The 22172-nt window shown below is 67.2% G+C and carries 21 protein-coding genes; 9 read left to right on the forward strand and 12 right to left on the reverse strand.

The features are described from left to right. Positions 1–70: 70 nt before the first annotated feature. From HAV22_RS11485 to HAV22_RS11495, 3 genes are all read right to left on the reverse strand, one after another. Positions 71–1024, reverse strand: coding sequence for an IS1595 family transposase (locus tag HAV22_RS11485; RefSeq protein ID WP_166859214.1), 954 nt, complete (start codon positions 1022–1024; stop codon positions 71–73). A gap of 124 nt (positions 1025–1148) precedes the next feature. Then, on the reverse strand, positions 1149–2102 hold the full coding sequence (locus HAV22_RS11490; protein ID WP_166859215.1) for an IS1595 family transposase: 954 nt from the start codon (positions 2100–2102) through the stop codon (positions 1149–1151). A 160-nt stretch (positions 2103–2262) separates the two neighbouring features. Continuing rightward, entirely contained in the window at positions 2263–3204 is a 942-nt protein-coding gene (locus HAV22_RS11495) for a manganese catalase family protein (protein ID WP_166859216.1), read from the reverse strand. A gap of 315 nt (positions 3205–3519) precedes the next feature. Here HAV22_RS11495 and HAV22_RS11500 point away from each other — a divergent pair, with 315 nt between their 5' ends. Then, on the forward strand, positions 3520–4101 hold the full coding sequence (locus HAV22_RS11500) for a hemerythrin domain-containing protein (RefSeq protein WP_166859217.1): 582 nt from the start codon (positions 3520–3522) through the stop codon (positions 4099–4101). A 96-nt stretch (positions 4102–4197) separates the two neighbouring features. Here the strand turns inward: HAV22_RS11500 and HAV22_RS11505 are convergent, their stop codons facing one another. From HAV22_RS11505 to HAV22_RS11530, 6 genes are all read right to left on the reverse strand, one after another. Beyond that, entirely contained in the window at positions 4198–4938 is a 741-nt protein-coding gene (locus tag HAV22_RS11505) for an LrgB family protein (protein ID WP_166859218.1), read from the reverse strand. Continuing rightward, positions 4931–5290 carry a CidA/LrgA family protein gene (locus HAV22_RS11510; RefSeq protein WP_166859219.1) on the reverse strand — a complete coding sequence of 120 codons (360 nt, stop codon included), beginning with the start codon at positions 5288–5290 and terminating at the stop codon, positions 4931–4933. Before HAV22_RS11510 ends, HAV22_RS11505 begins: the two co-directional genes overlap by 8 nt. Positions 5291–5475: 185 nt before the next feature. After that, positions 5476–7488 (reverse strand): methyl-accepting chemotaxis protein, encoded by a 2013-nt coding sequence (locus tag HAV22_RS11515; protein WP_166859220.1) that lies wholly within the window; start codon positions 7486–7488, stop codon positions 5476–5478. Between the two features lie 8 nt (positions 7489–7496). Beyond that, positions 7497–8312: a TorF family putative porin gene (locus HAV22_RS11520; RefSeq protein WP_166859221.1), complete on the reverse strand. Its 816-nt coding sequence runs from the start codon at positions 8310–8312 to the stop codon at positions 7497–7499. 381 nt (positions 8313–8693) lie between these two features. After that, the gene (gene hppD, locus HAV22_RS11525; RefSeq protein WP_166859222.1) at positions 8694–9773 is read right to left on the reverse strand and encodes a 4-hydroxyphenylpyruvate dioxygenase; all 1080 of its coding nucleotides are present in this window, start codon (positions 9771–9773) and stop codon (positions 8694–8696) included. A gap of 25 nt (positions 9774–9798) precedes the next feature. Next, positions 9799–10704: a LysR family transcriptional regulator gene (locus tag HAV22_RS11530; RefSeq protein WP_166859223.1), complete on the reverse strand. Its 906-nt coding sequence runs from the start codon at positions 10702–10704 to the stop codon at positions 9799–9801. 136 nt (positions 10705–10840) lie between these two features. On the opposite strand from HAV22_RS11530, the gene hmgA reads away from it, so the two are divergent. From hmgA to HAV22_RS11560, 6 genes are all read left to right on the forward strand, one after another. After that, the gene (hmgA, locus tag HAV22_RS11535) at positions 10841–12121 is read left to right on the forward strand and encodes a homogentisate 1,2-dioxygenase (protein WP_166859415.1); all 1281 of its coding nucleotides are present in this window, start codon (positions 10841–10843) and stop codon (positions 12119–12121) included. A gap of 99 nt (positions 12122–12220) precedes the next feature. Next, positions 12221–13534 (forward strand): hemolysin family protein, encoded by a 1314-nt coding sequence (locus HAV22_RS11540; RefSeq protein ID WP_166859224.1) that lies wholly within the window; start codon positions 12221–12223, stop codon positions 13532–13534. Beyond that, positions 13531–14310, forward strand: coding sequence for an OBAP family protein (locus HAV22_RS11545; RefSeq protein WP_166859225.1), 780 nt, complete (start codon positions 13531–13533; stop codon positions 14308–14310). Before HAV22_RS11540 ends, HAV22_RS11545 begins: the two co-directional genes overlap by 4 nt. Positions 14311–14337: 27 nt before the next feature. Further along, on the forward strand, positions 14338–14772 hold the full coding sequence (locus HAV22_RS11550) for a YeeE/YedE family protein (RefSeq protein WP_166859226.1): 435 nt from the start codon (positions 14338–14340) through the stop codon (positions 14770–14772). 10 nt (positions 14773–14782) lie between these two features. After that, on the forward strand, positions 14783–15253 hold the full coding sequence (locus HAV22_RS11555; RefSeq protein ID WP_166859227.1) for a DUF6691 family protein: 471 nt from the start codon (positions 14783–14785) through the stop codon (positions 15251–15253). Next, positions 15254–15955, forward strand: coding sequence for an MBL fold metallo-hydrolase (locus HAV22_RS11560; RefSeq protein WP_166859228.1), 702 nt, complete (start codon positions 15254–15256; stop codon positions 15953–15955). It begins immediately after the preceding gene. 15 nt (positions 15956–15970) lie between these two features. On the opposite strand, the gene HAV22_RS11565 is transcribed toward HAV22_RS11560, so the two are convergent. Next, positions 15971–18577: an EAL domain-containing protein gene (locus tag HAV22_RS11565; protein WP_166859229.1), complete on the reverse strand. Its 2607-nt coding sequence runs from the start codon at positions 18575–18577 to the stop codon at positions 15971–15973. Positions 18578–18726: 149 nt separating this feature from the next. Between HAV22_RS11565 and HAV22_RS11570 the strand changes: the two genes are divergently transcribed. Beyond that, the gene (locus tag HAV22_RS11570) at positions 18727–20097 is read left to right on the forward strand and encodes an amino acid permease (protein WP_166859230.1); all 1371 of its coding nucleotides are present in this window, start codon (positions 18727–18729) and stop codon (positions 20095–20097) included. 95 nt (positions 20098–20192) lie between these two features. After that, positions 20193–20459, forward strand: a complete 267-nt coding sequence (locus HAV22_RS11575; RefSeq protein WP_166859231.1) for a cupin domain-containing protein — start codon at positions 20193–20195, stop codon at positions 20457–20459. On the opposite strand, the gene HAV22_RS11580 is transcribed toward HAV22_RS11575, so the two are convergent. Further along, positions 20456–21001: a hypothetical protein gene (locus tag HAV22_RS11580; protein ID WP_166859232.1), complete on the reverse strand. Its 546-nt coding sequence runs from the start codon at positions 20999–21001 to the stop codon at positions 20456–20458. The genes HAV22_RS11575 and HAV22_RS11580 overlap by 4 nt on opposite strands. Before the next feature lie 21 nt (positions 21002–21022). Beyond that, positions 21023–21940, reverse strand: coding sequence for a PLP-dependent cysteine synthase family protein (locus HAV22_RS11585; protein ID WP_371869614.1), 918 nt, complete (start codon positions 21938–21940; stop codon positions 21023–21025). Between the last annotated feature and the right edge of the window lie 232 nt (positions 21941–22172).

The raw sequence follows: 22172 nt of genomic DNA on the forward strand, positions 1-22172 counted from the left end.
CAGAGCTTATGCCCCGGTTCGCCGGGGCATTTTTTTGGCTGTGTTCGCGTTAATTCGGCGAGCCGGTCGTTTAGCCGAGCTGAACAGCGGCGCACAGCAGATGAGCCGGCGTCGTCAGCCGTCGCGCATCGAGCACCCGTTGCCAGCCCGAGTAATTGATCAAGTAGCGGCTCGCGACGCCGCGAAACCGCACCAACCAGCTCTTGAACCGGCTGTGCCAGGCGTTCACGTTCTGCAGGTGAATTGCGCCGCGCGCCCGAACGCCCGCCTTCACGTTCACCGTCTCGTGCATTATGCCCGCCTGCTTGGCGAAGTGACGGTACGAGAGCGCCGAATCGCTGATCAAGAGCACGTCCGCCGGCAGCACGGGCCGCAGGCACTTTTCCAATTGCGCCACCGTCACTTGGCCGCGGCCGGTATGAAAATCGAGCGTCTGCCCGCTGCGATCGCGCGCGACGAGAAGGCAGTCGAGTTCACCGCTGATGCCGCGCCTTTTTGCCACGCCACCGCGCTTCCTCGGCTTACGTGTCATGTTGCGCGAGCCCTTCTGTGATTCCAACCGGTACGTTTCGTCCGCTTCGACAATGGCGGTCAGCGCTGCAGGCCGATCGCGCATGGCGCCCGGCACGAAGCGATGGCGCCACCTGAAACTGGTCGTGCGATGCACGCCGACGACGCGCGCAGCTTCTCGCACGGTGCGCGACTCGAGGACGCATTGCAGGTACGGCAGCCAATGCTCTTTCTTCCGTAACCTGGCAAGCGGGGTGCCCGTCAGCGCGTTGTAGCTGCGTCCGCAGCCGAGGCAGCGAAAACGCTGCAGCCCACTCGCCTGGCCGCAGCGATGGGCGCGAACGCAAGCGCAGCGCGGACATGGCCGTCCTCGCGCGGCCTGCTCGATCAGCGCGATGCATTCGGCCGGATGGGCAATGCCCGCGATCCATTCTCGTAGCCGAGCCAGGTCGACGGCGGACAATTGCGCCGCCGTCAACATGGCGAACAACTCGTCGAACGTCAGGCCGCGCATCGTCACTCCTCATGAGTCAACTCGACGATACGTATGACAGTCGCAACTCGGTTCAGTTCACATAACTACCGCGAACACAGCCATTTTTTTGGCTGTGTTCGCGTTAATTCGGCGAGCCGGTCGTTTAGCCGAGCTGAACAGCGGCGCACAGCAGATGAGCCGGCGTCGTCAGCCGTCGCGCATCGAGCACCCGTTGCCAGCCCGAGTAATTGATCAAGTAGCGGCTCGCGACGCCGCGAAACCGCACCAACCAGCTCTTGAACCGGCTGTGCCAGGCGTTCACGTTCTGCAGGTGAATTGCGCCGCGCGCCCGAACGCCCGCCTTCACGTTCACCGTCTCGTGCATGATGCCCGCCTGCTTGGCGAAGTGACGGTACGAGAGCGCCGAATCGCTGATCAAGAGCACGTCCGCCGGCAGCACGGGCCGCAGGCATTTTTCCAATTGCGCCACCGTCACTTGGCCGCGGCCGGTATGAAAATCGAGCGTCTGCCCGCTGCGATCGCGCGCGACGAGAAGGCAGTCGAGTTCACCGCTGATGCCGCGCCTTTTTGCCACGCCACCGCGCTTCCTCGGCTTACGTGTCATGTTGCGCGAGCCCTTCTGTGATTCCAACCGGTACGTTTCGTCCGCTTCGACAATGGCGGTCAGCGCTGCAGGCCGATCGCGCATGGCGCCCGGCACGAAGCGATGGCGCCACCTGAAACTGGTCGTGCGATGCACGCCGACGACGCGCGCAGCTTCTCGCACGGTGCGCGACTCGAGGACGCAATGCAGGTACGGCAGCCAATGCTCTTTCTTCCGTAACCTGGCAAGCGGGGTGCCCGTCAGCGCGTTGTAGCTGCGTCCGCAGCCGAGGCAGCGAAAACGCTGCAGCCCACTCGCCTGGCCGCAGCGATGGGCGCGAACGCAAGCGCAGCGCGGACATGGCCGTCCTCGCGCGGCCTGCTCGATCAGCGCGATGCATTCGGCCGGATGGGCAATGCCCGCGATCCATTCTCGTAGCCGAGCCAGGTCGACGGCGGACAATTGCGCCGCCGTCAACATGGCGAACAACTCGTCGAACGTCAGGCCGCGCATCGTCACTCCTCATGAGTCAACTCGACGATACGTATGACAGTTGCAACTCGGTTCAGTTCACATAACTACCGCGAACACAGCCATTTTTTTTGCCGCGCGCATGGAAAAGCGCCGCGCGGTCCGGGACCGGGCGGCGCTGGCGAACGCGAAAGCCGCGGCGTCAGTGCAGCGGCGGCGACCCCGGGCTCGGCTGCGCCCCCGGGCTCACGGTGCGGCCGTCGGCCAGGGTCTGGTTGCCCATGCCCAGTTCAGCCCCGGTGGGCGGGTCGATGGTCGGGTCGGACATCGTGCGCTCGGCCATCTGGCGCAGCAGGTCGACGTCCTTGGCCGGCAGCTTGACCTCGGCCTCGCCCGAGCCGCCATCGACGGCCATCTGCTTGTCGCGGTCCGTGACGTAATCCCAGTTCTCGCCCTGGTTCCAGGCGCCGCGCATCTCGCCGGGCCCCTGCGACATATTGAAATACGTGTTGGCGAAGCGCGGGTCGCCCGGCATTTTGCCCGGAGGGAAGTTCGGGGCGATCGAATACAGGGCCTTCTCGAACGATTTCTGGTGCGCGATCTCGCGCGTCATCAGGAAGCCCAGCGCCTCCTTCACACCGGGATCGTCCGTCAGCGCGATCAGGCGTTCATAGACGATCTTCGCGCGCGCCTCGGCGGCGATGTTGGAGCGCAGGTCGGCCGTCGGCTCGCCGATCGTGTCGATATAGGCGGCCGTCCACGGCACGCCGGCGGAATTCACGAGTGCGGGTCCGCCGCCGTACAGCACTTGCGTCACGTGGCTGTCGTTGCCGGCGCCCTGGATCTTCTTGTACAGGTCGGCCTCGCTGTCGACGGCTTCCGCGAGCTCGCCCTTGGCGCCCTTGTTCAGCATGGCGACGATGTGGCCGATTACCTCGAGGTGGCTCAGCTCCTCCGTCGCGATGTCGAACAGCATGTCCTTGCGGCCCGGATCGTCCTCGCTGACGGCCTGGGTGAAGTAACGCATGGCCGCCGCCAACTCGCCCTGCGGGCCGCCGAACTGTTCGAGCATGAGGTTGGCCAGACCCGGATTCGGCTCATTGACGCGCACGGTGTATTGCAGGCGCTTGTTGTGTGCAAACATTCCGATCCCTCCAGAGTGTGATTGGATGGCCGCGCGCAACGCGTTCTGCGTGATCGCGCGGACCTGTTGCCATCTTCGCAGCGTTACGGAGTGCCGACATCAGAAACGATGCCGTGTCTGTGTAGGAGCCGAAGCGATGACCTGCCGCGCACAGCGCGTTCTGGACAGGAGGGAACGGACTGCTGATTGCCGGCCCGGACCCGGCGTCCCATGCGTCATCGGCCGACAAGATCGTGCGTTGCCCTCCTACGCGGCAGCTCTAGCGTGCGCACTACCATGCATCTATACCGACGCCACTGCATACAGGAGACGCTCATGTTTTCCCTGAAAAAACTCAGTCCGTCCATCACCGACATGATCCGCTTCGATCACTCGCACGTGATGGTGACGTTCCACCAGTACACCCGCGACAAGCGTCCCGCCGTCAAGAAGGCGCTGGCCGAAACGATCTGCGATGCACTGGAAATCCACGCGACGCTGGAAGAGGAAATCTTCTATCCCGTCATGCGCGAACGTACCCACGATCAGAAAGTCATGGACAAGAGCGTGCCGGAACACGATGCAATGCGCGGCGTCATCGCGGAACTGCGCCGTACCGACCCGAAGTCGCCGCGCCACGACGACCTCGTGTTCGAACTGATGCGCGACGTGCAGCACCATGTGGCCGACGAGGAAACGGTGCTGCTGCCGGAAGCGGAGCAGGCGCTGAGCCGCGACCGGCTGTGCGAGCTGGGCGTGCTGATGACGCGGCGCCGGCTGGAGCTGGTGACGCCGAAGGCCGGCAAGATCGCCGCCAACACGGCCGTCGGCTTCTCGGGCAGCACGGCCGCCATCGTCGTCGGCGTCGCGAGCGCGCTGTTCGCCGCGCGCGCGTTCACGCGCAAGCAGCCGGCTTGACGGTTTGTCGCTGCGGCGCAGGCCGCATGCGCTCCCCGGCAGGACCTCGCGTCCTCGCCTCGCCCGCCACCGCGTCCGCGCGCGGTGGCGGGTTTCTCATTGGCCGAACCAGCGGAGCAGCAGTGGCACCAGCCACGGCGCGAGCAAGGCCGTCAACACCCCGTTCAACCCCATGCCGAGGCCCGCGTACGCGCCCATCTCCGGACTGACCAGGAACGCGCGCGCCGTGCCGATGCCGTGCGCTGCCACGCCCAACGCGAGCCCCTGCGCCGCGTGCGACTCGACCCGCAGCGCGCTCATCAGGAAGCGTGCCGTGGCGGCGCCGAAGATCCCCGTACTGACGACGAGAGCGGCCGTGAGTGCCGGCAAGCCGCCCAGGTGTTCGGAGACGGCCATCGCGATGGGCGACGTGGCCGATTTCGGTCCCAGCGAGCGCGCCAGTTCCGGCGACGCGCCCATGAGCACGGCGATGCCGACTGCGCTGACGATCGCCGTCACGCAGCCGCACAGCAGCGCGCACGCCAGGGGAAACAGGCTGCGCCGCAGCCGCGGCACCTGGCGCGCGAGCGGCACGGCGAGGGCGACGGTCGCGGGACCCAGCAGGAAGTGGACGAATTGCGCACCGGCGAAATAGCGCTGGTACGACATGCCGCTCGCCGCGAGCACGAGGCTGACCAGGGCAATCGCGATGGCGACGGGATTCGCCAGCGGAGAAAACCCGCAGCGCGCGTACACCCATTGCGCGAACAGGTACGCGCACAACGTGACGGTCAGGCCCAGCAGCGGCGACGCCGACAGGTAGACCCAGAAATGGGTGAGTTCGTGGAAGCTAAACATCGCCCTTCCCCTTCCTGTGCGCGGGCGTCAGCGCCTGCAGCACGAGTGCCGTGACGGCCAGCGTGAGCAACGTACTGCCGACGACCGCCGCGCAGATCGCGAGCCAGTGCCCATTCCCGCTGGCGGCCGCCACGACGATGCCGACACCGGCCGGCACGAACAGCAGCGACAGGTGGCGCAGCAACTCGTTCGCGCCCGCCTCGACGATCTCGTGCAGCCGCGGGTACGCGACGAGGGCAACCAGCAACAGCAGCATGCCGGCGACGGGGCCCGGCACCGGCAGTCCGGTCAGGAATACGAACCCTTCTCCGAGACATTGAAATACAAGCAAAACGGCAAACGCGAGCAGCAAGCGACCTCCTTCGGCGACAGCAGATTCGATGCGGCCCCGGCGGCCGCGCCGTCCGAAGCATAGCAGCAACGGGCCCGCCGCGTGGCCGCGCGGTCAGCGCCGCGTCGGCTGCAGGAGGCTCGTCATCGCGTCGACGTACGACATGGTGTCGTCCGCGTTCAGCGGCAGCGGCGATGGCGCGAACGTCAGGCCGCCGCGAGGGCCTGACGCGGTGCCGGCGCGGCCAGCGCGGGACGGGCCGGCGCCGGTGCGGCTGCCTCGCCGTCGAGGCGGAATTCGCCGACAAGGGCCACGAGCAGCTCGGCCTGTTGGTGGAGGCTGTCGGCGGCGGCCGCCGCCTCTTCGACGAGCGCGGCGTTCTGCTGCGTCGTGCCGTCCATCTGCACGATGGCCTGGTTGACGTGGCCGATACCGGTGCTCTGTTCCACGCTGGCGGCCGTGATCTCGGCGACGATGTCGCTCACCTGGCGCACGCTGGCGACGACGTTGGCCATCGTGCGGCCGGCGTCGTGCACGAGCGCGCTGCCCGCCTCCACTTCGCTGGACGCGGCGCCGATGAGGGTCTTGATTTCCTTCGCGGCGCCCGCGCTGCGCTGGGCCAGCGCCCGCACCTCGGAGGCGACGACGGCGAAGCCGCGGCCCTGCTCGCCGGCCCGCGCCGCTTCGACGGCCGCGTTCAGCGCCAGGATGTTGGTCTGGAACGCGATGCTGTCGATCACGCCGATGATGTCCACGACCTTGCGCGACGCCGTGTCGATGGCGGCCATCGTCTCGACGACTTCGGCCACGACGGCGCCGCCGCGCTGCGCCGTCTCCGACGCCGACAACGCGAGCTGGTTGGCCTGGCGGGCATTGTCCGCGTTCTGCTTCACGGTCGCCGTCAGTTGTTCCATCGATGCCGCCGTCTCTTCGAGCGCGCCGGCCTGCTGCTCCGTGCGGCCCGACAGGTCCATATTGCCCCGGCTGATCTCGACGCTGGCGGCGGCCACGCTGCCCGCGCTGGCGCGCACCTGCACGAGGACGTCCTGGATTTTCGCCACGAAGCCGTTGAAGCCGGCGGCGATCAGCGCGAGCTCGTCGCGACCCCGCGCGTCGAGGCGCGCCGACAGGTCGGCGTTGCCGCCGGCCAGGTCCGTCATCGTGGCACCGAGGACGCGCAGCGGGCGGGTCAGGCGGCGCTGCACGGCGACCATCACGATGGCGGCGACGATCGCACAGATCAGCGACGCGATCAGCGAATAGCCGATCAGATGGCGCGCGCTGGCCGTCGCCACGCTGTGCGGGAAGGTGAGCTGGATGGCCCACGGCGCGATGTCGTCGTGCAGCCGCAGCGGTTGCAGCAAGTGCACCATGCGGCCGCGGTCGACGAATTCGTAGGTCTGGCCCGCGCGCACGGCGGCCAGCGCGGCGGCCGGCAGGTCGTCGGCCTTCTTGCCCGTCTTCGCCGCGTCCGGGTTGCTCGCGTACAGGCCGCCGTTCGAGACGAGCGACAAGCGGCCGCCGTCGAGCACGCGGATCGCACCCAGGATCTCGCCCAGGTGCGTCAGCTGGAAGTCGGCGCTCGCGGTGCCGCGGAACTCGCCCTTGACGAGGATCGGCGCGACGAGCGACGCCATCATGATGTCCTTGCCGTTGACGGGATACGTGTACGGCTCCGTGAAGAACACCTTGCCGGTGCGCTTCGGTATGTCGTACCAGTCGTTCGCTCCCGGCGTCGTCGGCCACACGATCGGTTCCACGTGCATGGTGCCGTCCGGGTTGCGCGTGTAATACGGCATGTAGCGGCCCGTCGCATCGTATTCGGGGCCCTTGCCCGCGTAGTCGGCGTCCTTGCCGTCCAGCGCGTTCGGTTCCCACGTGACGGCGCCGCCGATGAAGTCGGCCGAGCCGCGGATCGTCGCCTGGGTCATCGACGCGGACTGCTCGCGGGTGGGCACGATGTCGCCCGCGCGCAGCGCGCTCATGGCGCCCGCGAGGTTGGAGACGGCGCCCAGCTTGGCCCCGAGCTGCGCCTGCACGGCCGCGGCGGCTTCGCGCGCGGACGTGCGCGCCAGGCGCATGCTCGCGTCTTCGGCGGAATCGCTGCTGCGCACGGCGATGACGGCGGACGTGGCCGCGAGGCTCAGCACGACGAGCGTGGTGGCCGTGGCGCAGATCTTCGCCGTCAGGGACAGCGACGGCAGGGGGGTGCGGCTCATGGAATCTCCTAGAATTTGCGGGTCAGCGACAGCACGACGGCACGCCGCGCCACGTTCGACACGGCGAGGCGGCCGTCGGCACGGGGCACGCCCGTCGTGTAGCGGTCATAGACGCCCGTCGCGCCGAGCGCGCGGGTGTAGTTCAGGGCGACGGTCCAGCCGTCCTCGAGCTTGTGGGTCAGGCCCGCCTTGACGTCGCGCCAGTCCCAGATGCCGTTGCCGCTGCCGGCCACGCGGCCGTCGCCCGCGTGCACGTTCAGCGTGAGCGACTTCGTCAGCGGCTGGTCGGCGCCGACGTCCAGGTAGCCCGTGCCGCGGGCGTTCTGGATGCCGAAGAAATCGCGGCTGAACGTGTAGTTGTAGCGGGCGTACAGCGATTTCCAGCTGAGGCCGCCGGACAGCTCGCCATAGTCGAACGAGGTATCGGTCGCGCCGATGCGGGCGCCGGGGTATTTGTACCAGTAGACCATCGCCGACCAGCCGATCGGCCCCGCGTTCCCGCTATAGCCGCCGTACAGGTCCCACTCGACCGTACCCTTCTCGATGAAGCGGTCGTCGACGTTGATGACGGACGTGCCCGCGGACCAGCCGCTCGGATGCGCGTAGTCGACGGCAGCCATCGCGGCTGGGCGGCCCCACGTCTGGCGGATGCCGCGCGAGACGTACTGCGAGTTGATGGACACTGTCGCGCTCAGCGGGCTGTCGGCCGCCGGCGCCTCCGCCGTCATCGGTGCGTCGGGCGTCGCTTCGCCCGCGTGCGCGAAGGTGCAGGCGGCCAGCAGGCAGGCAAACGGCGCAAGGGCCGGACGGTGTCGGGTGCTCATTGGTGTCGGTAGTCGGGGTTCGTGAACGGCGATGCGCCACCGCGGGTGGCCGGGCGGTTCGGTTACTGAAAGTCGGTCGGAAGTAGTGCCGCACGGAAATTCTAGTCGGTGCTCAGCGTTTTTTGGTTACAAATTTGCGTGAAATTTGTGGGAAACGCCGGAATGAGACATGCGCGCAACAGTTGGTGGTTGCGGCGTTACATGACTGAAAATGAAGTGAACGGGTGTGCGCGAAAAACGCTTAACACCTTGAAAAGACGGGATTTTCGGGCGCCGGGCCGATTGTGGCGCGCGGGCTGGACGCGTGGGCACGGGGTGCCCACCCTACGGTGCTGTACGAGGTATGCCGGTGGTTACCCGGTGCCCACCAGGCGCATGCGATTACGCGGCGGTCTTGAGCGCCCCGCGCTTGAGCTGGTCGCGCTCGATCGATTCGAACAGCGCCTTGAAGTTGCCTTCGCCAAAGCCCTCGTCCCCCTTGCGCTGGATGAATTCGAAGAACACGGGCCCCAGCTGCGTCTCGGAGAAAATTTGCAGCAGCAACCGCTGGTGTCCATCCTCGACGGTGCCGTCGACGAGCAGGCCGCGCGCCTTCAGTGCTTCCACGTCCTGGCCGTGGCCGGGGATGCGCCCTTCCAGCATCTCGTAGTACGTGGCCGGCGGCGCGGCCATCAGCGGAACACCCGCCGCGCGCAAGCCGTCCACGGTCGCGAAGATGTCTTCCGTCAGCAGCGCGATGTGCTGGATGCCTTCGCCGTTGTACTTCAGGAGGAATTCCTCGATCTGGCCGCCGCCCGCCTTGCCCTCCTCGTTCAGCGGGATGCGGATCATGCCGTCCGGCGCCGTCATCGCCTTCGACGTGAGGCCCGTGTACTCGCCCTTGATGTCGAAGTAGCGGATCTCGCGGAAGTTGAACAGCTTCTCGTAGAACCCGGCCCAGTAGGTCATGCGGCCGCGGTAGACGTTATGCGTCAGGTGGTCGATGATCTTCAGGCCGTGGCCGACCGGGTGGCGTTCGGTGCCCTCGATCCATTCGAAGTCGATGTCATAGATCGACTTGCCGTCTTCGAAACGGTCGATCAGGTAGAGCGGGGCGCCGCCGATGCCCTTGATGGCCGGCAGGCGCAGCTCCATGGGGCCGGTGGGGATGTCGAGCGGCTGGGCGCCCAGCTCGAGCGCGCGCGCGTAGGCTTTATGGGCGTTCTGGACACGGAACGCCATGCCGCAGGCCGACGGGCCGTGCTCGGCCGCGAAATAATACGCGGCGCTCTTCGGCTCGTTGTTGACGATGAAGTTGATGTCGCCCTGGCGGTACAGCACGACGTCCTTCGAGCGGTGCACGGCAACTTTCTTGAAGCCCAGCGCCTCGAACACGGGTTCCAGCACGCCCGGGGTGGGCGATGCGAATTCCACGAATTCGAAGCCCATCAGCCCCATCGGATTGTCAAACAGGTCGGCCATTGTCTATCCTCTATCGATTAAATTGTCACTCTGCGAACACGTCGGCGATCAGTCCCCGCAGCCACTGGATGCCGGGATCGTGGTTGAAGCGCCGGTGCCAGAAGACGTTGGTCTGCAACGTCGGCAGGGCGAGCGGCGGCTCGATCCACTTCAGGCCGAACGGGCTTGCCGCGCTCTCGGCCAGTTTCTGCGGCACCGTCACCACCAGCTCGCTCGTGCTGACGATGTACGGCACCGCGGTGAAATGCGGCACCCGGAAGCGGGCACCGGCCGTCACCCCGGCCTTTTCCAGTAATCCGTTGACGCGGTCGTAGGGGCTCTGCGCCGCATCGACGATCAGGTGCGGGGCCGCCACGAAGCGCGCCAGGTCCACCTTGCCCGTCGAGAGCGGATGATCCTTGCGGAACATGCTCACGAAGCGCTGGCGGAACAGCGCGCGGTGGTACAGCGCTTCCGACACGTCCTCGAACGCGCCGATCGCCAGGTCCACCCTGCCCGTCTCCATGTCGTCCTTCAACGTCAGGCCGTTCGCCCGGATCGACGCGATCTCCACGTTCGGGGCGATCGCACGGCAGCGCTCGATCAGCACCGGCATGAAGTACACCTCGCCCACGTCCGTCATCGCCAGCGTGAAGCGGCGGCCGCTCGTGGCCGGGTCGAAACGGCTGCGCTGCGACAGCGCGAGGGCCACCTGGGCCATCGCGGCGCCGATCGGCTCGGCCATCTGCTGCGCGAGCGGCGTGGGCTGCATGCCGTGCGCCGTGCGCACGAACAGCTCGTCGCCGAACGTGCGCCGCAGCCGCGCCAGCGCATTGCTCACGGCCGATTGCGTCAGGCCCAGGCGCCTCGCGGCGGCCGAGATCTGGCGTTCGCGGTAGACCTCCTGAAATACCGACAACAGATTCAGGTCGATGCTAGAGGGTTCGATCATGCACGAGATAGTGTTATTGATAGTCTAAATAGTCTACATTTTTGTATTCATCTCGTAAAACTACGCGCAGTCCTCTACAGTGTCATAAACACCACGCAATCTGGAGATTCCCTTGACTGTTTCGACTGACGGCTACATGTCCGGCTTCGGCAACGAGTTCGCGACGGAGGCCCTGCCCGGCGCCCTGCCGGCGCACCGCAATTCACCGCAGCGCGTCGCCTACGGCCTGTACGCTGAACAATTGTCCGGGACGGCGTTCACGGCGCCGCGAGGCCATAACCGCCGCTCCTGGCTGTACCGCATCCGCCCGTCCGCCATGCACGGCCCGTTCGAACCGATGGGCAATGGCCGCATCTCCGCCGGCTTCGACGGCATCGCACCCTCGCCGAACCAGATGCGCTGGAGCCCGCTGCCGATGCCCGACGCGCCAACGGATTTCATCGACGGTCTCGTGACGATGGCCGGCAACGGCTTGCCGGCCGCAATGACGGGCTGCGCGATCCACGTGTACGCCGCGAACCGTCCCATGCAGGGCCGCTATTTCTACTGCGCGGACGGCGAGCTGCTGATCGTGCCGCAGCAAGGACGGCTCGCCATCGCGACGGAACTGGGCCTGCTCGACGTCGAACCGCAGGAGATCGCCGTGATCCCGCGCGGCGTCCGTTTTACGGTCGACCTGCCGGACGGCGAGGCACGCGGCTATGTCTGCGAAAACTTCGGCGCCCTGCTCCGCCTGCCGGACCTGGGCCCGATCGGCTCGAACGGCCTCGCCAACCCCCGCGACTTCCTCACCCCGGTCGCGCGCTACGAAGACGTGGAAGGCGATTTCGAACTGATCGCGAAATTCGGCGGCAACCTGTGGCGCGCCGGCGTCAAGCACTCGCCGCTGGACGTCGTCGCGTGGCACGGCAACTATGTGCCGTACAAATACGACCTGCGCCACTTCAACACGATCGGCTCGATCAGCTACGACCACCCTGACCCTTCCATCTTCCTCGTGCTGCAGGCCCCGTCGGACACGCCCGGCGTCGACACGCTGGACTTCGTCATCTTCCCGCCGCGCTGGCTCGCCGGCGAGGACACGTTCCGCCCGCCCTGGTTCCACCGCAACGTTGCCAGCGAATTCATGGGCCTCGTGCACGGCGCCTACGACGCGAAGGCGGACGGCTTCTTGCCGGGCGGCGCCAGCCTGCACAACTGCATGAGCGGCCACGGCCCGGACGCCGCCACGTTCGACAAGGCGAGCGGCGCCGACACGAGCCGTCCGCACAAGGTCACGGACACGATGGCATTCATGTTCGAGACGCGCAATCCGCTCGCCGCGACGCCGTACGCGCTGCAATCACCCCAGTTGCAGGGCAATTACCACGAGTGCTGGGCCGGCATCGCCAAGCATTTCAATCCAGCGAAGCCCTGAACGGCCGGGTCGAGCTGTGCGACCCGACCCGATTCCCTCATGCGATGATCGATCCGCCGGCGGGCGGCGCGGGCCGCCCCGGCACCGCCCGGGACACGCATGGCCGACGTCGTCATCATCCTCGCCCTCATCCTGCTCAACGGTGTGTTCGCCATGTCCGAGCTCGCCGTTGTGTCCGCCAAGCGCCTGCGGCTGGAAAAGCTGGCGGCCGCGGGCAGCGCCGGCGCCCGCAGCGCGCTCGAGCTGCACGAAGACCCGACCCGCCTCCTGTCGACGGTGCAGGTCGGCATCACCCTCATCACCATCTTCAACGGCGCGTTCGGCGAAGCGTCGCTGACGACGCAGCTGGCACCCGGCCTCGCCCGCATCGGCATGCCGGACGGCTATGCGCGCCCGGCCGCGCTGGTGGTCGTCGTCGCCGGCATCACGTTCGCGTCGATCGTGCTGGGCGAGCTGGTGCCAAAGCGCATCGCGATCCTGTACCCGGAACAGCTTGCGGCCGCCATGGCGCGGCCGCTGCACGTACTGTCGCGCCTCGCGCACCCGTTCGTGCGCCTGTTCGCGATGACGACGGACGGCATCATGGGCCTGCTCGGCATGCATCACAGCAAGGACGAGACGCCGACCGAGGAGGAAGTGACGGGCATGATCAAGGAAAGCGCGGATGCGGGCGTGTTCGAGAAGGCGGAGTACGACATCGCCGCGCGCGCGCTGCGCCTGGACGACTGGCACCTGCGCGCGCTGATGACGCCCCGCGTCGACCTCGACTGCCTCGACCTCGACCAGCCGCTCGACCGCAACCTCGAGCGCATCGCCGCGTCGCCGTACGGCCACTTTCCCGTGTACCGTGGCGACCGCTCGCAGGTGCTCGGCATCGTACGGGCGCGCAACCTGTTCGGCCAGGCGATCCGCGGCCAGTCGTTGCAGGGCATCGACATCGCGGCCGCCGTCGAGCCGATCCTGTATGTGCCGGACACGAGCAGCGCCATCGACTTGCTGGAGCAACTGAAGCAGGCGCGCACGGAACTCGCGCTGATCGTCGACGAATACGGCGACATCCAGGGCATGGTGACGCTGACGGACGTGATGACGGCGCTCGTCGGCGGCGTCGCGCCCCCGGTCGACCACGGCCAGCCGGATGCCGTCCGGCGCGAGGACGGCAGCTGGTTCGTGGACGGCAGCATGGTGCTCGACCGCTTCCGCCACTTGACGGGCGCCGCCGTCCGCTTTCCCGACGAGGACGGCGGCGCCTACCACACCCTGGCCGGCTTCATGCTGTACCAGTTGGCCGTCATCCCCCGGACCGGCGACTGGCTGGACTGGGCCGGCTGGCGCTTCGAAGTGGCCGACATGGACGGCAACCGTATCGACCGCCTGCTCGTCACCCCATCGCTACCCAAGGAGGAGCCATGACCCATCCCCGTTTCGCCGCCGCCCTGGCTTGCGCCCTGCTCGCCGCCGCCACGGCATCTGCCGCCCAGCGCACCCCACCGCCCACCGCACCCGCGGGGGCGCCCAAGGCGGCGGGCACGCGCGCGCTCGAGGCCGGCGCGAAGATCCTGCAAGGCAACGCACCGCTGGCCGGCTTCGACATCTACCTGGACGGATTTCATCCGATGAAGGACCATCCGGACATGCAGGTCGAAGCGCACCACTTCTGCCGCCAGGTGAACGAAGACCTCGCGCAGTGCGCGCTGTTCGACGGCAATACGCGCACGGCGAACCTGACCGGGATCGAATACATCATTTCGGAAAAACTGTACGCCACGTTGCCGGCCGACGAGCGCCCCTACTGGCACCCGCACAACGGCGAAATCCTGAGCGGCCTCCTGGTCGCGCCCGGCCTGCCGGCGGCGGCCGAGCATGCGCTGATGGCGAAGAAGATGAACAGCTACGGCAAGACGTGGCATGTGTGGAACACGGGCGCAAACGGCAAGCCGGGCGACGCGCTGCCGCTGGGCGCGCCGATGCTGGGCTGGTCGTTCAACCGCGATGGCGAAGTCTTTCCCAGCGTGGTCGAGGAGCGCGACATCCGCATGAAAGTGCACACCGGCAGCAAGCGCAAGGCACGCGCGGACTTGAGGCCGCAAGCCCATCCGCAGGGCGGCGTCGATGCGCTGAAGGGAACATTCCAGCAGGCCACGCAAGACATACCGGGAGTCGTCGACAGCGCGGCGCCGGCGCGGTAGATTGGGGTCTTCACAGGAGGACTGATCATGCGCATCGACTGGCTGCATTTCACGCCGTGGGCGTCCTTAACCGGCGGCATCCTCATCGGGCTGGCAACGGCCCTGCTGCTGCTCGCGAATGGCCGCGTCGCCGGTGTCAGCGGCATCCTCGGCGGCTTGCTGCGTCCGGCGCGCGGCGACGTCGCGTGGCGTGTCGCATTCGTGCTCGGGCTGTTCGTCGCACCCATCGTCTGGCTGGCGATGCGCGCGATGCCGCCCGCACAGATCGACCATTCCCCGGCGCTGCTCGCGCTCGGCGGGCTGCTCGTCGGCGTGGGCACGCGGTTCGGGTCCGGCTGCACGAGCGGCCATGGCGTGTGCGGCGTCGCCCGGCTGTCTCCGCGCTCGCTGCTGGCGACGGCGTGTTTCATGGCGGCCGGCTTCGTCACCGTGTTCGTCGTGCGCCACGTGCTGGGGCGCTGAGGAGGCCGCGATGAACCTCGTCACCGCCTTCCTCGCCGGCCTGCTGTTCGGGGGCGGCCTGATCCTGTCCGGCATGAGCAACCCTGCCAAGGTGCTGGCCTTCCTCGACGTGGCGGGCCAGTGGGACCCGTCGCTGTTGTTCGTCATGCTGGGCGCCGTGCTCGTGGCCGCCGTCGCGTTCCGCGTCGCGCGCACGCGCGTGCGGCCGCTGTTCGGCAGCGCCATCCATGTGCCGGGCGCGGGCCGGATCGACGTGCCGCTCGTGCTGGGCAGCGTGACGTTCGGCGTCGGCTGGGGCCTCGTCGGCTATTGCCCGGGACCGGCGCTGACCGCGCTCGCCGTGGGCGGCCGTTCGACCTTGCTGTTCGTTGCGGCGATGGTGGCGGGCATGGCCATCTTCGAAACGGTCGAGCGGATCCGCGCCGGTATCGGCACGCACGGCGGCGCTGCCCACGCCGCGGCGGGCCCGCCAGGAGATTGAATGCAGACAAATCCCATCCAGCTGTTCGACACGGCGTCGTCGACGTACACCTACATCCTCGCCGGTCCGGGCGGCGACGGGGCCGTCATCATCGACCCCGTCGACCATCATTGCGAACGCGACCTCGCCCACCTCGCGCGCCTGGGGCTGCGGCTCGACTACGTCATCGAGACGCACGTCCACGCCGACCACGTCACGTCGGCCGGCCGCCTGCACCAGCTGACGGGCGCGCACACGGCCGCGCCGAGCGGATGCGGCGTACCGTCAGCGGAACTCCAGCTGCACGACGGCGACGTCATCCGCTTCGGCGCCGGCGAGACGATCACCGTGCTGCACACGCCGGGCCACACGGCCGGCCATATGTCGTACGTCTGGCGCGACAATGTGTTCACGGGCGACACCCTGCTGATCGGCGGCTGCGGCCGCACCGACTTTCAAGGCGGCAGCTCGGCCGCGCTGTACGACAGCATCACCGCTACCCTGTTCGCGTTGCCCGACACGACGCGCGTGTGGCCCGCACACGACTACAACGGCCAGGCCGTGACGACGATCGGCTGGGAAAAGGCGCACAACGCGCGGGTCGTCGGCCGCAGCCGCGACGAATTCATCGCCTTGATGGACAACCTGCACCTGCCGCAGCCGAAGCTGATCGACATTGCGGTGCCCGCGAACCGGAATCTCGGGTTGCCGCACGGCGGTTGATCGCCGCGGCGCCCGTCACAACTGGCCGTTGCGTTGGCGGTGCAGCCGGAACGCGTCGCGGATATTCCTGACGAGCTCGCCATCGTCCCACGGCGTCGTCATGAACTTGAAGAGTTCGCCCTGGTTCACGCTGTCCGTGACCGCAGCGAGATCGGTGTGTCCCGACAGGATGATGCGGATCGTGTCCGGATAGAGTTCCCTGACGATGCCCATGAACTGGGTGCCCGACATGCCGGGCATGTCCTGGTCGGCCACGATGACCCGCACCTTGTTCAACGCGAGCAGGTCGAAACCTTCCTGCCCGCTGCTTGCCGTCAGCACGCGGTAGCCTTCCCGCTGCAGCAGCCGGCGCAGGATCGCCAGGTTGCCGGCGTCATCATCGACGATGAGCAAGGTATCGTCGTCGACCTGGTCCCCCAGCATCAGCTGCATCTTGTGGACGAGCATCACTTCGAACTGAGCGGCCGGCACCGCCTCGGTGACGTAGAACCCCTGGATCTCGTCGCAGCGGCGCCTGCGCAGGAATTGCAACTGCCCTTCCGTTTCGATGCCTTCCGCGACCACGCGCAGGTGCAGGCTGTGCGCCATCGCGATGATCGCGGTCGCGATCGCCGCATTCCCCGTATTCGAATTCACGTCGCGGATGAACGCCCGATCGATCTTGACAACGTCGAACGGAAAACGCTGCAAGTGGGCGAGCGACGAGTGGCCGGTGCCGAAGTCGTCCAGCGACAACTGGATGCCCAGCGCCTTCAAGGCCTGCAAATGGGTTGCCGCCGTCTCCACGTCGTGCATCACCATGGACTCCGTCAGTTCGAGCTCCACATGGTGGGCAGGCAGTTGATGCCGGGCCAGCGCAGCGCTGACCTTTTGCACGATCTTCAGGTTCTTGAGCTGGGCTGCCGACAGGTTGACCGCGATGGGCACGATGGCCAGCTGGCGTTCCAGCCAGCTGGCCTGTTGCGCGCAGACGGTGTCGAGCACCCAGTCGCCGATCGGCTCGATCAGCCCGACCTCTTCCGCCAGCGGAATGAAGGTGCCGGGATACACGAGGCCGCGGCGCGGATGCTGCCAGCGGATCAGCGCTTCGGCGCTGACGATGCGTCCGCTCAGCAGGTCGACGCGCGGCTGGTAGTGCACGACGAATTCCTGCGCGTCGAGGGCGTGCTGCAGCTCCGATTCCAGCGCGAGCCTGGAGGCGTGCGCGGCGTTCATCGCCGGCGAGTAGTACAGATACGACTTGCCCAGTCGCTTGGCACTTTGCAAGGCCGCTTCCGCGTGCTTGAGCAGCTTTTCGGCATCGCCGCCATCGCGCGGGAACAGGGCCAATCCGGCGCGTGCGTGGATGCGCGCCTCATGCGGGTCCAGTTTGAAGTGCTGATTGATCGTCGCCAGAACAGCTTCTTCGACGATGTTTTCAAGATCGGCGTCGTGCGCCAGTTCGGCGATCGCGATGGCAAACGTGGCGCCCCCGATCCTGGCGAGGCTGGCGCCGCTCGGGAGTACCTCGTCGAGCCGCCGCGCGACCTGCTTCAACAGGGCATCGCCCGCGTGACGTCCGAGCGCATCGTTCAATTGCGTGAAGCGGTCAATGTTGACGACGACCGTGCCGATACCCTGTCCGGGTTGCGCCGCATGGATGAACTGCGCGAGCCGGTCCTCGAACAGCCTGCCGTTCGCGAGTCCCGTCAGCACGTCGTAATACGCCAGGTAACTGAGCCGCTCCTTGTTGTCGATGAACTGCAATGCGAAGTCGAGGTCGCCGACCAGGTCGTCGAGGAGCTTGAGTTCTTCCGCGTCGAAGAAGCCGACGGTATCGGCGACGAACACCATCACCGCGTCGACACGGCCCCCCGACGACAGCGGCATCGCGGCGATGGCACGATGTCCTTCCTCGAGTATGTCCTGCGCGATCGCCGCCAGGCTGGGGTCCGTCGACACGTCGTTGCAGATCACGACGCGGCCTTCGCGCGCGGCCACGCAGGCCGGCCTCATGCTGTCGGGGCCGTCGGTGCGCAGCGTGAGGCGCACCCGGTCGACGTTGCGTCGTTCGCTGCCGTACCATGAGACCACGCGCCCGTCGACGGTGCCGGGATCGAGCACGCCGATCCAGGCCGTCTTGAACGCGCCGTCGTGCACGGCGATGCGGCACACTTCGTCGAACAACGCATCACGCGTATGGATGCGGGTGATGGCGGCGTTGATGCCGCTCGACACGGCATAGATCCGGCTGAGGCGCATGATCTTGTCGTGCGCGGCGAGCCGCTCCGTGACGTCGTGGGCCAGCACGAACCGGCAAGCCCGTTCGTTGAACCACAGCGGATGCGACGTGATCTCCACGTCGATCAATGCGCCGTCCTTCTTCACATGCTGCCAGATTCCGGACTTCTCGATACTCGGCACCGACGGCTGCCGCAGGTTCTCGTTCAGGCGCAGCTGTTCTTCCGGCGGCCTGATGTCGTGCAGCGTCATGGCCAGGAATTCGGCCTCCGAATACCCGTAATGCACGATTGCCGCCGCATTGACGGCCACGAACCGGAATGTCTCGAGGTCGTAGACCCACATCGGTACGGGATGCGCATAAAACAGCGCGGCAAATCCGGCATCGGAAGGTTGAATCATGACATTCTCACCTCGGAGGTTCGTCGTCCGGCCCAGAGACGAATTCGCATTAAGAGTGCTTAATTTAAAGCATGTTTGCAAGTTATTTGTGACAATTCCCCGCTGGCTCCGTTTGCTTTAGAATCCTTGTCTTTTAGCAAGCGGACATCATGGCCTCCGACGACACCCAACTGCACCGCGGCCTCAAGAGCCGGCACATCCAATTGATGGCCCTCGGCGGCGCCATCGGCACGGGCCTCTTCCTCGGCGTCGCGGAGACCGTCCGGCTGGCCGGACCGTCCGTGTTGCTAGGCTACGCCATTGCGGGCCTGATCGCTTTTCTGATCATGCGCCAGCTGTCCGAGATGATGGTCGACGAACCGGTCGCCGGCTCGTTCGGCCACTTCGCAGACAAATACTGCGGCCGCTTCGCGGGCTTCGTCTCCGGCTGGAACTATTGGGTGCTGTACGTGCTCGTCAGCATGGCGGAACTGTCGGCCGTCGGCATCTACGTGCAGTACTGGTTCCCGCACGTGCCCACGTGGGTGTCGGCGCTCGGCTGCTTCCTGCTGGCGAACGGCATCAGCCTGATCAACGTACGGGCGTTCGGCGAGAGCGAGTTCTGGTTTTCCGTCATCAAGGTGGCCGCCATCGTCGCGATGATCGTCTACGGCGTGTTCCTGCTGGCGAGCGGCGGCGCCGGGCCGCAGGCGTCCGTCGCCAACCTGTGGACGCACGGCGGCTTCTTCGCGCACGGCATCAAGGGCCTCGTGATGTCGATGGCCATCATCATGTTCTCGTTCGGCGGGCTGGAAGTCATCGGCATCACGGCGGCCGAGGCGGCCGATCCGGCGCGCTCGATCCCGCGCGCGACGAACCAGACGCTGTGGCGCATCCTCGTGTTCTACGTCGGCGCTCTGGCCGTGCTGCTGGCGCTGTACCCGTGGGACCAGATCGTACCGGGCGCGAGCCCGTTCGTCCTCATCTTCAAGGCGCTGGACGCCGGCATCGTCGCGCACGTGCTGAACGTCGTCGTGCTGACGGCCGCGCTGTCCGTCTACAACAGCTGCGTGTACTCGAACAGCCGCATGCTGTACGGCCTCGCGGTGCAGGGCCACGCGCCGCGCGCGCTGCTGCGCGTGAACGCGCGCGGGGTGCCGCTCACGTCGCTGGGCGTGTCGGCCGTCGCCACCGCGCTGTGCGTCGGCGTGAACTATGCCGTGCCGGGCAAGGCGCTGGGCCTGCTGATGGGCCTCGCCGTCGCCGGCATGCTCATCAACTGGGCGATGATCAGCTGGAGCCATCTGCGCTTCCGCGCCGCCAAGCGGGCGGCCGGGGTGCCGACGGCGTTCCCGAGCCCTTTGTATCCGCTGACGAACTGGGTGTGCCTCGTGTACCTCGCGGGCATCGTCGCCATCATGTATGCGACGCCCGACCTGCGTCCGTCCGTGTGGATGATCCCGGCGTGGCTCGTCGTGCTGGCAGCGGGCTACCGCGTCGCCGAGGGACGGCGCGCGCGCGTTGCGCGGGTCGCTTCCTGACGCCGACGGCGGCGCTGCCGGCGCGCGTATCGTGCGGGACGAATGGTACACTTCCCTGATCACGAACCGCGAACTGCAACCACTGCGAGCCCGGCATGGAACAACAGGCATTTCTCGATACCTTGAAGGCGGAAGGCTATGCGGAACCCGTCCGCGTCCACCGCGAACCGAACGGCAGCCTCGCCGACCACGCCCATCCGTTCGAGGCGAAGGCGCTGATTCTCGCCGGTGAGATCCGCATCCACGCGGGCGGCGAGATCAAGATCTACCGCGCGGGCGACGTGTTCCACCTGCGCCGCGCCGAGCCCCACCGGGAAAGCTACGGGCCCGAGGGCGTCGACTACCTGTCCGGGCGGCGCTAGACGCGCGTTTCCTTGCGCGTCGCGCACTCGTCCGCAAGCACGAGCACGGGCGGCGTGCCGGCCGCGCGGAACACGACGGCGAAGCAGTCGAACCAGTCCTGCGGGTCGGGACAGCCATCCTCCAGCATGGCGCGGTATTCGTCCTCGGCCTGGTACGCGTAGGTGACGATCACCTCCCCGGCCGCCGTGCCGAACCACGCCTCGTCGTCCGCATCCGGGCGCACACCGTGGCCGTGGCGGCCGTTCCAGCCGTGCACGGCCGGGTCGAACAACAGCACTTCGCGCCCGCACACGGGGCACGCCGCGTACACGGGGGCGACGGGCGCCGTCACCATCCTGCGGCCGAACAGCCCGCGCCGCTCGCGCCGCCGCGCCGTGCGCAGCTTCAGCTCCCAGCTGCCGCACGGGCAGCCCAGCCGCCGGGCGACGACGTCCGGACCATGCGGCAGCCCGCGCACGGCGGGGACGGCGACGTTGGCCAGCATGAACGGCGCCAGGTTGGCGGGGATGCGGGCACCGAGCAGGGCGATCAGGTCCGACACGGTCAGGTCCGATATCAGGAATCAGAAGTACTTTGACAGATAGTACACGCCGGAGTCGGGAAACACGGTTGCGATCCGCTTGCCGGCGAGACGGGGCAGCAGCGCCGCGATGCCGGCCGCGACGCAACCGCTCGATCCGCCGGCCAGGATGCCCTCTTCCCGCGCGAGCCGACGGCACCAGTCGAGCGCGACGTCGTCCGCGACCTGCACGACGTCGTCGACGACGCCGGGGTCGAAGCTGCGCGACGGCAGGCGCTTTCCCACGCCTTCCACGACGCTCGCGAACGGCCCGGCGGCGGGCGTGGCCGTGACGGCTTCCCGGTACGCCGAGTTGCTCGGCTCGACGCCGATGACGGTCAAGCCGGGCTTCTGCTCCTTCAGGTAGCGGCCGATGCCCGAGATACTGCCGCCCGAGCCGATGCCGCACACGAATACGTCGATCTCACCCGCCACCTGGCGCCACAGTTCCGGGCCCGTGTCGAGGTAGTGCGCTTCGCGGTTCAATATCGACTGGTACTGGTCGAGGTAATGGGCGCCACCGTCCCGCGCGAGGCGTTCGGCCACGGCGTGGTAGCCGCCGGCCGGATCGCTGCCGTCGTCGGGCGCGCACGGATGGACCTCGGCTCCGTAGGCGCGGATGCGCTTCATTTTCTCGGTGCTGGTCGATTTCGGCACGGTGACGTCGCAGCGCAGCCCCAGCACGGCGCTGGCCATCGCGAGCGCGGCGCCCGTGTTGCCGGACGAGCTTTCGACGACGCGCGCCGTCCCGGCGGGCAGGCTTTTCAGCATATGCCGCACCATGCGGTCCTTGATGCTGCCGCCGGGGTTCATATATTCCAGTTTCGCCACTACGTCCACGTCGGGAAACAGGCGCGCCAGCCTGACGACGGGGGTGTTGCCGATTGCGTCCATCACGGAAGACTTGACTTGCGATTCCACGCCGATCCTTTCACTGAGATTGCCGCTAAGAAAGACTAGCACAACAATCCTTTCGATGGCGTCGGATTGGAAATCGTGCGCGCCGCGCGGGCAATCGTCCACCTTAACCGGCAGCGGCCCTCGCCGGCAAGGCAGTCGACGGCGGGTGTCGCCAAATTGGTTTATCCAGGCAGCCGCAACGTCCGTATGAAAATGCCTGTATCGCTGCGCCGCCACAGCAGCCGCAGAAGAT

This window comes from Telluria antibiotica (assembly GCF_011682055.1).
Lineage (GTDB): Bacteria > Pseudomonadota > Gammaproteobacteria > Burkholderiales > Burkholderiaceae_D > Telluria > Telluria antibiotica.